Genomic DNA, 15,356 nt, shown 5'->3' on the forward strand with positions numbered 1-15,356 from the left:
CTGTCCGCAGCGGACTGCAGACCCTGAGCGAGCGTGGACACTTCATCCTTTGGTGGTGCTGTGCTATAGCTCACGCATGGATGCCACGCTCTACCGATCGTACAGAGAAACCCATCGTGTGTATGCTGACACGCGAGCGATTGCGCATTTTAGTACCTGTTTTCGATTCGAAAAGACGTTTCCCCGGATGATGTTGAGCAACATCACCCCGGCAGCCATGGATGCGTATCGGCAGCAATGGCAGACGGATTTGCGCCACGATGCTTCTCGTCACTGGGATTGGGAGCAGATTGTCGCAGACCGGAATGCTGATCCCAAACAGTTCCAATTAGCCCTTTGGAACCAACGAGTTGGGCAACCTGTTGCCACCAAAGACCTGCACGGCCTCGTGATCGGCCGTACGTCTAGCGCTGGATATGCGGTGCGGATTGAGTATATTGAGGGGTATCCTGCGGTTGGGAACCCCTTCCAGGGTCACGTTTTCCCGATCGCAGAGATGGCACTCACTTACTACGGGTTTCTGATCAATGCGGCTTGCATGAAGATCGTTAACCCACTACCGGGAGCGGTGCGCTACTATCGATCACGTGACTTCGTGCCTGTAGATGATCGATCTGACACGTCGGATCTCGTGAAGATGCTTGGAGAGGATCATGACGAATTTGGCGCGGAAAATACCGCCACGGCTTACATCTCACCTTCGCGGGTGCGATGAGGTCGATGCTCGGCTGTGCCCGCCAGCCAACGAAAAGCAGATGCTGGAGCGATTGGGACGTGCTGCGCGCTTCATGGCACGCAATCCAATTCCTTTGGATCCATCCTACGAAGATCCGGACGTGAGTGGTAGCAAGTAGATCAATTCGAAACACGTTCAAAGGGGCGCCTTGTTAGGCGCCCCTTTTTTTGTTGGCGTCTGACTCGCTCGACGACACAGTCGCTACGAACTGGCTACGGCGCCGCCGCCTCGATCTCCTCCGGCTCCGGGCGCGAGAACAGGTAGGGCACGAAGCTGCGGTGGTGCTCGTTGACGGTGAGCTGGCTGCCGATCGGCGGGAACGCGCGCTGCTGGCAGTCCGTGCGCTCGCACACCCGGCACGACACGCCGATCGGCACCGCGGCCTCGGCGTTGGTGATGTCGAGCCCGGCGGAATAGACCACCTCCGAGGCGTAGGCCGCCTCGCAGCCCAGCCCGATCGCGAACTGCCGGCTCGGCCGCAGATAGGCGCCGCCGCGCTTCGTCACCGTGCGCGCGATGCAGATATAGGCGATGCCGTCGGGCATGCGCGCGAGCTGGACCAGGATCTTGCCCGGTTGCGCGAAGGCCTCGTGGACGTTCCACAGCGGGCACGCGCCGCCGAACCGCGCGAAGTGGAAGCGCGTCGCGCTGTGCCGCTTGGTGATGTTGCCGGCCATGTCGACGCGCACGAAGTAGAAGGGCACGCCGCGCGCACCCGGCCGCTGCAGGGTCGAGAGCCGGTGGCACACCTGCTCGAAGCTGACCGCGAACCGGCTCTGGAGCTGCTCGACGTCGTGGCGCACGGTGCGCGCGCTCGAAGCGAAGGCGCGGTACGGCATTACCAGCGCGCCCGCGAAGTAGTTCGCGAGCCCGACCCGGCAGATCGAGCGCGCGTCCTCGCTGGTCAGGTTCGCCTCCTCGACCAGGCGCTCGATCGTGTCGCGCTGGCCCAGCAGCGCCAGTTGGTGGGCGAGGTGGAAGGCCCGCGACGGCGCCGAGAGCTGGGCCGAGAGGTACAGCGTGCCCGTGCCGGGGTCGAAGCTGCGCATCGCCCCGCCGCCGCCCTGGTCCGCGACGAGGCGCACGCGCACGTCGTGGCGGTCCTTGAGGTGGCGCACGAGGTCGTTCTGCATGTCGCCGAGGCGGAACTCCTCGCGCTCGACCAGCTTCTCGGCCGCCTCGTCGAGCGGGCCGACATAGTTGTTGCAGTAGTGGAAGTAGTCCCGCACCTCCTCGTACGGGAACTGCGGGCCGGCCAGGGTCGAGCCGCGGTCCTGGCTCGACAGCGTGTCGGCCAGCGACTGCACCCGCTCGTGCAGCTTCTGGTACGCCTGGTGCAGCGACAGCACGCGGCGCGCCAGCTCCGGCGAGGCCGAGGTCGCGTTGCGCAGCTCGGCGGCGCCGATCGTCGCCGCGCCGAACAGCGGGTCGCCCAGCGCCTCGCGCAGGTCGGAGACCAGCCGCGCCTCCTCGTCCTCGACGAAGCTGGTGAGGTCGATCTCGAACAGGGTCGAGATGCGCAGCAGCACGGCCAAAGTCAGCGGCCGCTGGTTGTTCTCGATCTGGTTGAGGTAGCTGGGCGAGACCTCCAGCGTCTTCGCCAGCGCCGCCTGGGTCAGGCCCTTCTGCTCGCGCAGCCGGCGCAGCTTGTAGCCGAGATAGAGCTTCTTCGCCATGGTGTCGGTTCTGCCGTTTCCTGCCCGCGGGGGGCGGTTTGCAAACTTCGCAAACCATGGTTACCCTTCGCGACGAACTTCGCAACTCCGCACTTTTGTCGGGTGTCCGCCGTTGCCACGGTGCGAAGGTTGCAAATACATTGCAGCGAACGGCTATCCGAACCGGTAGCCGTCCGTCCACGTTTTCGGCACGGGGAAGAAAGAACGCGATGCAGGACGTTCTCGCCAGGCTCGAAGAGATGCGCGCCGCCGCCAAGCTCGGCGGCGGCCGGAAAAGGATCGACGCCCAGCACGCCAAGGGCAAGCTGACGGCGCGCGAGCGGATAGACGTGCTGCTCGACGAAGGCTCCTTCGAGGAGTGGGACATGTTCGTCGAGCACCGCTGCGCCGACTTCGGCATGGCGGAACAGAAGGTCCCCGGCGACGGCGTCGTGACCGGCCACGGCACGATCAACGGCAGGCTGGTCTTCGTCTTCAGCCAGGACTTCACGGTGTTCGGCGGCTCGCTGTCCGAGGCGCATGCCGAGAAGATCTGCAAGGTGATGGACCAGGCGATGAAGGTCGGGGCCCCGGTGATCGGGATCAACGACAGCGGCGGTGCCCGCATCCAGGAGGGCGTGGCCTCGCTCGGCGGCTACGCCGAGGTGTTCCAGCGCAACGTGCTCGCCTCGGGCGTCGTGCCGCAGGTCTCGCTGATCATGGGGCCGTGCGCCGGCGGCGCGGTCTATTCCCCGGCCATGACGGACTTCATCTTCATGGTGAAGGACAGCTCCTACATGTTCGTCACCGGCCCCGACGTCGTGAAGACGGTGACCCACGAGGTCGTGACCGCCGAGGAGCTGGGCGGCGCCGTCACCCACACCTCCAAGTCCGGCGTCGCCGACCTCGCCTTCGAGAACGACGTCGAGGCGCTGCTCCAGCTTCGCCGCTTCATGGACTTCCTGCCGTCCTCGAACCGCGAGAAGCCGCCGGTGCGCCTGACGGCCGACCCGGTCGACCGGCCCGAGCCCTCGCTCGACACGCTGGTGCCGGCGAACCCGAACAAGCCCTACGACATGAGGGAGCTGATCCTGAAGGTCGCCGACGACGGCGACTTCTTCGAGGTCCAGCCCGACTTCGCCCGCAACATCATCGTCGGCTTCGGCCGCATGCAGGGCGCCACCGTGGGCTTCGTCGCCAACCAGCCCATGGTGCTGGCGGGCTGCCTCGACATCGACAGCGCGGTCAAGGCGGCGCGCTTCGTGCGCTTCTGCGACGCCTTCAACATCCCGATCGTCACCTTCGTCGACGTCCCGGGCTTCCTGCCCGGCACCGCGCAGGAGTTCAACGGCATCATCCGGCACGGGGCGAAGCTGCTGTTCGCCTATGCCGAGGCCACGGTGCCGAAGGTCACGGTGATCACGCGCAAGGCCTATGGCGGCGCCTACGACGTCATGAGCTCCAAGCACCTGCGCGGCGACGTCAACTACGCCTGGCCCTCGGCCGAGATCGCGGTGATGGGGCCCAAGGGCGCGGTCGAGATCATCTTCCGCCAGGACATCGGCGACCAGGCCAAGATCGAGGCGCGCACGGAGGAGTACCGGCAGAAGTTCGCCAACCCCTTCGTGGCCGGCGCGCGAGGCTACGTCGACGACGTCATCATGCCGCATGGCACGCGCAAGCGGATCTGCCGCGCGCTCTCGATGCTGAAGAACAAGAAGCTCGAGAACCCGTGGAAGAAGCACGACAACATCCCGCTGTGAGGCGCGCCCCATGTTCGAGAAGATCCTGATCGCCAATCGCGGCGAGATCGCCTGCCGGGTCATCCGCACGGCGCGGCGCATGGGCATCCGCACGGTCGCGGTGTATTCCGAGGCGGACGCGACCGCGCTCCACGTCGAGATGGCGGACGAGGCGGTGCCGATCGGCCCGGCGCCCTCGGCCCAGTCCTACCTGGTCGCCGACCGCATCGTGGAGGCGTGCCTGAAGACCGGCGCCCAGGCGGTCCATCCCGGCTACGGCTTCCTGTCCGAGCGGGCGGAGTTCTGCCGCGCGCTGGAGGCGGCCGGCGTCACCTTCATCGGCCCCGGCGTCGACGCGATCGCGGCCATGGGCGACAAGATCGAATCGAAGAAGCTCGCCAAGGCGGCCGGCGTCAGCACCGTCCCCGGCTTCCTCGGATCGATCGAGGACGACGACGAGGCCGTGCGCATCGCGCGCGAGATCGGCTATCCCGTCATGATCAAGGCCTCGGCCGGCGGCGGCGGCAAGGGCATGCGCATCGCGCGCTCCGACGCCGAGGCGCGCGAGGGCTTCCGCTCCGCGCGCAACGAGGCGCGCTCCTCCTTCGGCGACGACCGCGTCTTCGTCGAGAAATACGTGACCGAGCCGCGGCACATCGAGATCCAGGTCCTGGCCGACGGCCACGGCAACGTGCTGCACCTCGGCGAGCGCGAATGCTCGATCCAGCGCCGCCACCAGAAGGTGATCGAGGAGGCGCCGAGCCCGTTCCTCGACGAGGAGACCCGCCAGGCCATGGGCGCCCAGGCCGTGGCGCTGTCGCGCGCGGTCGGCTACCGCTCCGCCGGCACGGTCGAGTTCATCGTCGACGCCGAGCGCAACTTCTACTTCCTGGAGATGAACACCCGCCTCCAGGTCGAGCATCCCGTGACCGAGCTGGTGACCGGGCTCGACCTCGTGGAATGGATGATCCGCGTCGCCGCCGGCGAGGAGCTGCCGTTCCGCCAGGAGGACATCCGCCTGAAGGGTTGGGCGATCGAGGCCCGCGTCTACGCCGAGGAGCCGACCCGCAACTTCCTGCCGTCGACGGGCCGCGTGACCCGCTATTCCCCGCCGGCCGAGGAGAACGGCGTGCGCGTCGACACCGGCGTGCGCGAGGGCGGCGAGATCAGCATGTTCTACGATCCCATGATCGCGAAGCTGATCGCGTCCGGCGCCGACCGGGGCGAGGCGATCGCGCGCATGCGGGACGCGCTCGACCGCTTCCGCATCCGCGGCGTCGGCCACAACATCTCCTTCCTGTCGGCCCTGATGGGGCATCCGCGCTTCGCCGGGGGGCGCCTGACCACGAACTTCATCGCCGAGGAGTTCGGCCAGGGCTTCCAGGGGATCGAGCTGTCCGACGTGGTGCTGCGCGACCTGATCGCGGTGGCGCTGTGCGTCCATGCCCAGCGGGTCGAGCGCGAGCGCACGATCAGCGGCCAGGTCGCCGCCCGCCCGGCGGTCAACGACCGCGGCTGGGTCGCGCGCGTCGACCGCGCCAACCATCCCGCGACCGTGGAGCGGCGCGGCGACCACTGGGTCGTCGGCCTCGACGGGGCCGAGCGCGAGGTGCGCTCGTCCTGGGCGCCCTGGGACGGGCTGTGGACCGGCACCGTCGACGGCCGCGCGCTCGCGGTCCAGGTCGAGCGGGCCGGCATCGGCTACCGCCTGATCCATGCCGGCGCGCAGGTCGGGGTCGAGGTGCTGACCCCGCGCGCGGCCGAGCTGGCCGAGCTGATGCCGGTCAAGCTGCCGCCGGACATGTCGAAGTTCCTCCTGTCGCCGATGCCGGGCCTGCTCAGCGCCGTCGCGGTCGCCGAAGGCGAGGAGGTCAAGGCCGGCCAGGAGCTGGCCGTCGTCGAGGCGATGAAGATGGAGAACATCCTGCGCGCCGACGCCGACGGCACGGTGGCGAAGATCCACGCCCAGCCGGGCGCCAGCCTGGCGGTCGACCAGATCATCATCGAATTCGCCTGATGAAGCGACCTCGTCCGCCCACGCCTATTAGCCGCCGCGCGCCGTTCGGCGCGCCGGCGGTGTTATCCTGACGCCGTCCTGGCGCCAGGCCCGGCCGTACGCCCAGGCATAGCCCACGGGAGATGCTCATGACCGAGTTCGAGAAGAAGACCCTCGCCGACTGGCAGGCGCTCGCCGCCAAGGACACCGGCGGTGCGGGAGCCGAGACGCTGGTCTGGGAGACGCCCGAGGGTCTCCGGGTCAAGCCGCTCTACACCGCGGCCGACCTGGAGGGGCTGGAGCTCGAGGGGCTGCCGGGCTTCCCGCCGTTCCTGCGCGGGCCGCGGGCGACGATGTACGCCCAGAGGCCCTGGACGGTCCGGCAATATGCCGGCTTCTCGACGGCGGAGGAGTCGAACGCCTTCTACAGGGCGAACCTCGCGGCCGGCCAGATGGGCCTGTCGGTGGCCTTCGACCTCGCGACCCATCGCGGCTACGACAGCGACCATCCCCGCGTGGTCGGCGACGTCGGCAAGGCCGGCGTGGCGATCGACAGCGTCGAGGACATGAAGACCCTGTTCGACGGCATCCCGCTCGACAAGATGTCCGTCTCCATGACCATGAACGGCGCCGTGCTGCCGGTGCTGGCCGGCTACATCGTCGCCGCCGAGGAGCAGGGGGTGGGGCCGGAGAAGCTGTCCGGGACCATCCAGAACGACATCCTCAAGGAGTTCATGGTCCGCAACACCTACATCTACCCGCCCGACCCCTCGATGCGGATCGTCGCCGACATCATCGGCTACACGGCCCGCCACATGCCGCGCTTCAACTCGATCTCGATCAGCGGCTACCACATGCAGGAGGCCGGGGCGACGGCGGTCCAGGAGCTGGCGTTCACGCTGGCCGACGGGCTCGAATACGTCCGGGCCGCGCGCTCCAAGGGGCTGGAGGTCGACCGCTTCGCGCCGCGCCTCAGCTTCTTCTTCGCCATCGGCATGAACTTCTTCATGGAGATCGCCAAGCTGCGCGCGGCGCGGCTGCTGTGGGCGAAGCTGATGAGGAAGCATTTCGACCCGCAGGACCCGCGCTCGCTGGCGCTGCGCACCCACTGCCAGACCTCGGGCGTGTCGCTGACCGAGCAGGACCCCTACAACAACGTGATCCGCACCACGATCGAGGCGATGGCCGCGGTGCTGGGCGGCACGCAGTCGCTGCATACCAACGCCTTCGACGAGGCGCTGGGCCTGCCGACGCCGTTCTCGGCCCGCATCGCGCGCAACACCCAGCTCGTCATCGCCGAGGAGACCGGCATCCCGAAGGTCGTCGACCCGCTCGGCGGCTCCTACTACGTCGAGAGCCTGACCCACAGCCTCGCCGCCGCCGCCGAGGCCCTGATCGACGAGGTCGAGGCGCTGGGCGGCATGACCAAGGCGGTCGAGAGCGGCATGCCCAAGCTCAAGATCGAGGAGGCGGCCGCGCGCAAGCAGGCCCGCATCGACCGCGGCGAGGAGGTGCTGGTCGGCGTCAACAAGTACCGTCCCGAGCGCACGGAGACGGTCGAGGTGCTCGACATCGACAACACCCGCGTGCGCGAGGGGCAGGTCGCCCGCCTGCAGGCCCTGCGCGCCGGCCGCGACCAGGGCGCGGTCGACGCAGCACTCGCGGCGCTGAAGGAGGCCGCGGCCAGCGGCGAGGGCAACCTGCTCGACCTCTCGGTCCAGGCGACGCGCGTGCGCGCGACGGTCGGCGAGATCTCGGACGCGCTGGAGGCGGTCTTCGGCCGCCACAAGGCGGTGATCCGCTCCGTCTCCGGCGTCTACGGCGCCGCCTACCAGGGCGACGACGACTTCCGGCGCATCCAGGGGGAGGTCGAGGCCTTCGCCGAGGAGGAGGGGCGCCGGCCGCGCATGCTGGTCGTGAAGATGGGCCAGGACGGCCACGACCGCGGCGCCAAGGTGATCGCGACCGCCTTCGCCGACATCGGCTTCGACGTCGACGTCGGGCCGCTGTTCCAGACCCCGGACGAGGCGGCGCGCCAGGCGGTGGAGAACGACGTCCACGTGATCGGCGTCTCCAGCCAGGCGGCCGGCCACAAGACGCTGGTCCCGCACCTGATCGAGGAGTTGCGGCGCCAGGGGGCGGGCGACATCCTGGTCGTGTGCGGCGGCGTGATCCCGCCGAAGGACTATCCCTTCCTGCGCGAGGCCGGCGTCGCCGCCGTCTACGGCCCCGGCACCAACATCCCGCGCTCGGCCTCCGAGATCCTGCGCATGATCCGCGGCCGCGGGATGGCGGCGGAGTAGGGCGGCGCGAATATCCCCTCTCCCGTGCAACGGGAGAGGGAGAGGCCCGGCCGAAGGCCGGGAGGGTGAGGGCAGACCGCCCGTAATCCCTCGTCCTGAAGACAAAACGATCGGTCTGTTCAACTGATTGTTGTCCGCCGTCTACTGGACTACCATTCGATCCTTGTCTTGGAGGAGGATCCGGGATGTCCCAGACGGCTGGTCCGGAACACGTCGTGGCCCACGGCCTCGGTCTAGAGGCGCTGCTTAGCTATCCCCTGCTGCAGGCCATCAACGAGCGGCGGACCCGGCGGGTCGCGCGCGGCTGCTCGATCGAGGCCGGCCCGCTGTCGCACCACAGCGCGAACCAGCCCGACCCGCTTTCTCCCCTGGAGGAGGCGATCCTGATCTGCAGCACCGGCCTGACCGGCGTCGTGATGCATGACGGGCCCTTGAAGAAGCCGTCGGGCGCGCCCGAGGACCTCGGCTCGATGTTCTGGAACGTCCTGGCCCGCTCGGCGCCGAGCGCGGACAATTGCCAGGCGACGTCGCTGTTCATGATCAACGACGAGGGCGTCTGGCTGCTGCGCCGGCCGCGCGGAAAGGAGGCGGCGGCGCTTGTCGATTCGCTGCCGCGCTCGTGGAGCGACTGGAGCGAGGAGGACTGGCTGCGGGCCGCCGCCGCGGTCAAGGTCCGGGTGCACGAGGACCGGCTCGAGTTCCCGCGAGTCTTTCCCTTCTACATCGGCTGGAACAAGCAGTTCTCCAACGTCCCGGGCTCGACGATCTTCCTCCCGGTCGTCGACTGCACCCGGCAGTACATCAACATCCTGCTGATCGTCCTGTCCGAGCCCGACGGGCAGCGGCCGATCGTGGTCGACGACTGGCAGCGCTTCCGCCCCCGTAGCTGGGCGGACTGGAAGGCCTGGGTCGCCGGGCATCTGGGCCTCGCCCCCAAGATCCCCTACCAGCCCATCGGCGGGGTGGACCGCGCGACCGGCGGCTTCGTCAACCCCGACAACGTGGTGCCGCTCGGCGCCGGCTACGCGCTGCGCACCGACTACGAGATCTATTTCCTGCTTCAGAACCTGATGCTGATCGGGCAGGCGATGGGGATCGGGATTTGGGGGCACGGCTCGATCTGGCCCGCCTACGTGCTCCAGCGGGACACGGCGAAGGGCTGGAAGGGGCTGGGCTTCCGCCACACCAGCCCGAAGAAGGGGGCGCCCTGGGCCCCGATCCCGGCTTCCCAGCACAACCCCGTCGGCATCGACGGGCTGCTGGAGGGGCTGTGCCCGCCCTACGTCGCCAGCATGGACGAGGCGGTCGACCGCGTCATCGAGGAGAAGTACGGCCCGGACGGGATCTTCACCGACCCCACGCTGCTCGCCCGGGCCTACAGGAACGCCGCCGACGCGGAGACGTACCTGAAGCTGCAGAACCGCCATCCGCCGGAGGCGATCCGCTACGCCAAGGACATCTGCCGCTACATCTACGAGACCTACGGCCGCTTCCCCGCCCATATCGACGCCTTCTACACCCCGGGCTTCTGGGTGCAGTGCCACCACCTCGAACTCGAATACTACGAGCGCTTCTTCGACCCCTATCTATGGCGCAACCAGGCCGGCCACGACCGGCGCTGGCATCAGGAGGGCTGAAGGGCGGCGGCCGCCTCCGGGCCGGTCGCCTCCGGGCCGGTCGCCTCCGTCCGCGGATCGAGCGACGCCGCCAGGTCCGGCCAGATCTCGGCGGCGGCGGCGTCGCCGAGATAGCAGTCGAGATGGCCGAACCCCGGATAGACGGTGCGGCGGTAGTATGACGGCCCGTTCGCCTCGGACAGCAGGCGGTGGCTGTCCTGCGTGCTCCTGGGGATGAACATCCGGTTCTCGCTTCCCGAGATGAAGTGGATCGGCAGCTTCAGCCGGTCGAGATGGCGCAGGTCCTCGTCGGTGAGGATGCTGTCCCGCCGCCCCTGGACCGCCACGTCCTTCAGGAAGGCGGTCAGGCATTCCGGCACGAGCTCGCCCATCAGCGCATGGGTCGCGTCGTTGATGCGGCCGTGCAGCACCAGCTCGCCGAACGTCGCCACGTGCCGGTAGCAGGCCCCGTTGTCGCACGAGAAGCTCTTGGGAAGGATGCGGGCCAGGAACGAAGCGGCGAGGTCGGACAGGTGGAAGCGCGCATCCTGCGGGCGCTGGTGGACCATCTGGCGGCGCGGAAGCAGCTTGTCGAGGTGCAGCCTGATCTTCGCGGTGCCCGGCGGCGTGAAGCGGAGATGGAGCGCCACCTGGCTCGCCACCAGCGCGCGGATCGCGGCCGGTTCGACGTGCCCGCGCAGCAGCGAGAGCAGGAAGGAGGGCGCCGACAGGCAATGGGCCAGCACCGCGACCTGGTCGCGCCCGGTCCTCCGCCTGACCTCGTCCACCGCGGCCGGCCAGTCGAACCGCGCCACGTCGTCCAGGGTATAGGGCTGCCGGCGCGCGTCCAGCAGCGGGCTCGTCCGCCAGTCGAACAGCCAGACGTCGAAGCCTTCGGCGACCAGGTACTCCACCAGGTTCTGGGGCACCGTGTCGACGCAGTAGCTGAGCGCCGTCATCGCCGTGCCCGGGGCGAGCAGCACCGGCCCGCGGTCGCCGCCGCTGGTGCGGTGGAGGCACAGGCGGGCGCCGTCGCGCGCTGGGAAGTCGATCCGCTCCAGCGGCGGGCAGGTGAGCGCCCGGCGCACGCCGAAGATCGGCGGGAAGGCCGACAGGCGGGCTTGCGGCCCTTCGGGCGCCACGATCACGATCGGTCCGGCGGCCGGTCCCTCTGCTGGCTTGGCTGCCGGCCCGGCTTCCTGCCCGGCTGCCGCTCCGGCATAGGTGTCGAAAAGCTGGCCGGCGAAGAACAGGCTGAACTTGCGGATCGTGTCGACGCGCTTCAGCAGGGTCGGCGCGTCGGTCACCGCCATCGTCGTGAGCTGGCGCGCGAAGTCCCTGGGGTCGATGGTCAGCGTGCCGCCGTAGATCGGCGGCCCGCTGTCGTCCGGCCCGGCGTGGACCTCGACGAACAGGGTGGTCGTGTCGGCCCAGAGGTCGAAGGCCGGATCGTCGTGGATCAGCTTGCGGCCATGGACGAAGTAGCGGCTCCCGTCCTGCGCCGTGAGCGGCATGCGGTATTCCATCTGCTTGGTCAGCGTCCGGTCGACCGTCCGGGTGAACAGGTTGAACCGCCCGCCGGTCACGGTGAGCGGCGCGTCGGACAGGGCCGGCAGGTGGAAGGTGCCGATCAGGTCCGCCTCGTGCGCCTCCTCGTTCAGGAGGCGGTCGGCGTCCGGTGCCACCACGGTGACGACGAAATGGGCCGGGACCGGGGAGCCGCCTCCCACCCCACCTGCCACCGGCATGAGGGTGCCGCCCATCTTCTCGGTGAAGCGGATGCCGATGGTCGCCGGACCCGCCGCCTCGCGCGGTTGGCGCGGCGCCGGCGTCATGTCGATGATGCGTCCCTGCGCCTCGGCGAGACTGATCATCGCCCGCTCCGTCACCGCGGTGATGGTGAGCAGCGGGTTGACGCCGAGCGGGCGCGGCATCACCGATCCGTCGCACACCATGAGGCCGGGGTGGACCTCGGTCCCCGTGCCGCCGGCGTAGACGCGGCAGTCCGCGTCCACGACGCCGCTCGCCGCGTCCTCGCCCATCGCGCAGCCGCCCAGCGGGTGGACGGTGACGAGGTCGTGCTCGAAGACCTCGCTCCAGACCGGGTTGGGCACGTAGGTGCCGCCGGTCGCGGCGACCGCGTCCCGCACCTTCGCGGCCACGTGCCCGAACGTGTCCTTGCGGCCGACCCCCGGCCACTCGACCGCGAGGCGGTCGCCGTCGAGCCTCATCTCGCCGTCGCCGCCGTCCTGGGACATGACGAGGAAGGTCTGGGTGTGGTTGACGGCGCCGCGATAGGGGCCCCGGACCAGGCTTTCGACCTCCCGCGCCTTCTCCTCGAACCGGTCGCCCCGGCCGGTGTCGTCGCCCAGCACGGTGGTCGCCGCCGCCATGATGCCGGGCAGGAAGGTGGCGATGCCGCCGGGGATCGCGCCTTCCTCGATCACGATGCCCTTCTCCAGGTCCCCGGTCTCGCGCAGGTCGATCAGGCCGGTGATGGTCGGCCCGACCGGGCGCCTGGCGTCGCGGCGGAAATCGTAGGTGCGTGCCGCCTCGCCGAAGCCGACGCCGTCGACGGGGTGCTCGTTGTTGTAGCCGAAGGCGAGCACGTCGCCGTTGCCGCTGAACCCCTTTCCGAGACGGTCCGACAGCGCCAGCCCGCGCTCGCGCGAGCGCAGCAGGATCTCGGTCGACCCCAGCGTCCCGGCGGCGAGCACGACGATGTCGGCGCAGACCACCGGCTCCTCGGCGTCGAACCTCTCGCGGCCCAGCCCCTGGGGCACGTAGTGGACGTTCCAGCCGCCGGCCGCCCTCCTGCTGACGTGGCGCACGCGCAGGCCGCAGAAGATCTCCGCCCCGAACGCCGCCGCGTCGGGCAGGTAGTTCATCAAGGTCGTGCTCTTGGCCCCGGTGTTGCATCCCGAGCAGCAGTCCCCGCAGAGATTGCAGGCCGGCTGCCACACGCCGGCGGGGTTGTACCCCTCCTCGAAGGCGACGTTGATCGGCGGCAGCCGCAGGTCCACCCCCAGCGCCTTCGCGGCGGCGTCCATCGCGCGCAGCTTGTTGACCATCGGGAAACCCGGCTGTCCCGCCGGGTAGGGCCGCGGCTTCAGCATCGCGCGGGCCCGCGCGTAGCCTTCGTCCAGGTATGTGCGCAGGCCGGCCGGCCAGGCCGGGTCGTCGAAGACGCGCGGGTCGGCCTCCAGCGACACGTTGGCATTGATCAGCGAGGTGCCGCCCAGGCCGCAGCCGACGAGCACGTTGATGTCTCTCCCGACGCGCAGGTCGAACAGCGCGGTGCGCGGGCCGATCCGCCCGGCCTCGCCCTCCATCTGCGCCTGGGCGGCGGCCTCGGCGGCATTGTCGGGATACTCGCCCGGGACCAGCTCCTCGCCGCGCTCCAGGACCGCGACCCGCAGGCCCATCCGGGCCAGCCGCGAGGCCGCGGCCCCGCCGCCGTAGCCGGACCCGACGACGATCGCATCGTATTTGGCATCGAGCTGGGAGAGGGTCTTCGAGAGGCGCTTCATGGCCGGACTCCTCGCGGGGGGATCGAGAATGGCTTTTCGATGAGGTGAGGGCGGTCTCCCGGCCGGCGCAGGCCGAGCGGATGGACCGTGAGCACGCCGTCGCGGTCGATCTTCAGGCGCAGGAACGACTTGAAGCCCTCGATGCGCAGGGACGAGAAGGCTTCGTTCCAGTGCCGGTGCAGTACCGCCAGGCTGAACCAGAGATAGGCGCCGAACGTCAGCGCCGACGCCAGCCCGGAAACCACGGCCGCCGCGACGATCGCCACGGCGATGTGCGCGTCGTCCAGGGCGCGCAGGACGAGGCAGGTGGTCGCGGTCACGACCACGGCCTGGAGCAGGGCGTGCAGCCCGCCCATGAGCAGCCGGCCCCAGCCCTTCTCCACGTCCGCGAAATAGTAGTAGCCGCCGAGAGCGGCCAGCGTGAGCAGGATGGGCCAGGGGGAGGCGAGGGCGATCTGCCAGTAGACGAGCATCGCGTCCGGCAGGTCGCCCCTGTCGAGGGCCTGCACGAGGCCGCGGCCGGTCGACGCGGCGCCGGCTTCGGTGGCGGCGATGACCCGGGCATTGAAGTAGAGCGTCCAGGTGAACAGCAGGTACGCGCCCGAGAGGACCAGCGTGAAACCCCAGTTCATGACAGGGAAGAGGAAGTTCCCGAACGTCAGCCGCCAGGAGGCGGAGCGTTCCGGGTACAGGGCCTCCTCGTCTTCGGCGCCCTGCTTCCTCGCGATGGTGAAGCTTCGCTGGTACGGCGCCTTCTCCTCCTCGAACGGCACGCCGGGTGGCGGATACCCGAAGTCGAACACCTTGTCGCGCAGATGGTGCGTCGGGTGCAGGAAGGCGCCTCCGCCGCCGCAGGTGACGTAGTTGAGGTCGCCCTCGCGGTAGCGGGCGTAATGATGGCTGTCGCCGCTCAGCACCAGCATGAGCTGGTGGTCCATGCCCTCTTCGGCCCCGGCCAGCCGCGAGAGATAGGAGAGGGAGCTGTATTTCTTCTCGGGTGCGTCCGGATCCAGGTATGCCCAGGTCGGCTCGCCGACGCACAGGATCAGCTTCGATTTCGGCTTCATCCAATGTTTGGCGACGTGGCGGAAATAGTCGATCTGCGGCTGGTCTATGTAGCCTTCGAGCTGGCTGTCCGTTCCCCAGAGCCACCAGTCCTCCCGCAGCCTCACGGCGAAATAGCTTCGGGTCTGCCTGGTCTGGCGCCCGCCGATGACGCGGCCGTCCCGGTCCATTCCGGCGACGGCGGCAGACTTGATCGTGCGGCGGCAGAACAGATGGAAGAAGGACCGGAGGCCGTCGTACCAGTCGTGGTTGCCGGGCAGGGCGTAGAGGTCCGGGCGTTCTTCCTTTTGCCATCTCTCCTTGCCGTTCGGCTTGAAGGCCTCTTCGAAGGGATGGAACAGCCGGTCCTCGTATTCCTGCCGCGATGCCGTGGGATAGACCTGGTCGCCTCCCATGACGAGCAGCCGGCCGCGTGCAAGCGGCTCCGGGGTGCCGTCCGGCTGCAGCGAATCCTCGGCCAGCAGGCTGGCTACCGCGTAAGTCGGGTTCCAGCCGTCCCCGGTGTCGGCGACGAAGTCGAACCAGAAGTCGCCGTCCCTGTTCTTGTTCGAATAATCGAAACTCTCGTCGAAGGGTTGCGCCGCGATCGCATTGGTCGCGGCCAGCGCCTCCCGCTTGTCCGCGAATTGGCCGAAAACCGTCGAGATCGCGACCCGGATGCCAGTCTTCACCAGTTCGACCGGATTATACCATCCGGTCATGGGGCGCCTTAC

At 68.9% G+C, this 15,356-nt stretch carries 8 protein-coding genes; 5 read left to right on the top strand and 3 right to left on the bottom strand.

Annotation, left to right across the window (positions count from 1 at the left end):
- Positions 1-76 precede the first annotated feature (76 nt).
- Positions 77-715: a hypothetical protein gene (locus VGO20_RS14710; protein ID WP_327503119.1), complete on the top strand. Its 639-nt coding sequence runs from the start codon at positions 77-79 to the stop codon at positions 713-715.
- Positions 716-948: 233 nt separating this feature from the next.
- On the opposite strand, the gene VGO20_RS14715 is transcribed toward VGO20_RS14710, so the two are convergent.
- Complete coding sequence (locus tag VGO20_RS14715) at positions 949-2,412, bottom strand: helix-turn-helix domain-containing protein (RefSeq protein ID WP_327503120.1); 1,464 nt, start codon at positions 2,410-2,412, stop codon at positions 949-951.
- A 209-nt stretch (positions 2,413-2,621) separates the two neighbouring features.
- Between VGO20_RS14715 and VGO20_RS14720 the strand changes: the two genes are divergently transcribed.
- From VGO20_RS14720 to VGO20_RS14735, 4 genes are all read left to right on the top strand, one after another.
- Entirely contained in the window at positions 2,622-4,154 is a 1,533-nt protein-coding gene (locus VGO20_RS14720; RefSeq protein ID WP_327503121.1) for an acyl-CoA carboxylase subunit beta, read from the top strand.
- 10 nt (positions 4,155-4,164) lie between these two features.
- Complete coding sequence (locus VGO20_RS14725) at positions 4,165-6,150, top strand: acetyl/propionyl/methylcrotonyl-CoA carboxylase subunit alpha (protein WP_327503122.1); 1,986 nt, start codon at positions 4,165-4,167, stop codon at positions 6,148-6,150.
- Between the two features lie 128 nt (positions 6,151-6,278).
- Positions 6,279-8,432 carry a methylmalonyl-CoA mutase gene (gene scpA / locus VGO20_RS14730; RefSeq protein WP_327503123.1) on the top strand — a complete coding sequence of 718 codons (2,154 nt, stop codon included), beginning with the start codon at positions 6,279-6,281 and terminating at the stop codon, positions 8,430-8,432.
- A gap of 185 nt (positions 8,433-8,617) precedes the next feature.
- Positions 8,618-10,069, top strand: a complete 1,452-nt coding sequence (locus VGO20_RS14735; protein WP_327503124.1) for a hypothetical protein — start codon at positions 8,618-8,620, stop codon at positions 10,067-10,069.
- On the opposite strand, the gene VGO20_RS14740 is transcribed toward VGO20_RS14735, so the two are convergent.
- Positions 10,057-13,578, bottom strand: coding sequence for a GMC oxidoreductase (locus VGO20_RS14740; RefSeq protein ID WP_327503125.1), 3,522 nt, complete (start codon positions 13,576-13,578; stop codon positions 10,057-10,059). The two genes, VGO20_RS14735 and VGO20_RS14740, sit on opposite strands and share 13 nt — an antisense overlap.
- Complete coding sequence (locus tag VGO20_RS14745) at positions 13,575-15,344, bottom strand: hypothetical protein (protein WP_327503126.1); 1,770 nt, start codon at positions 15,342-15,344, stop codon at positions 13,575-13,577. The genes VGO20_RS14740 and VGO20_RS14745 overlap by 4 nt, the downstream gene beginning before the upstream one ends.
- Between the last annotated feature and the right edge of the window lie 12 nt (positions 15,345-15,356).

Origin of the sequence: Arenibaculum sp., assembly GCF_035998295.1 — a bacterium.
In the GTDB taxonomy this organism is placed as follows: Bacteria; Pseudomonadota; Alphaproteobacteria; order Azospirillales; family Azospirillaceae; genus DASYHS01.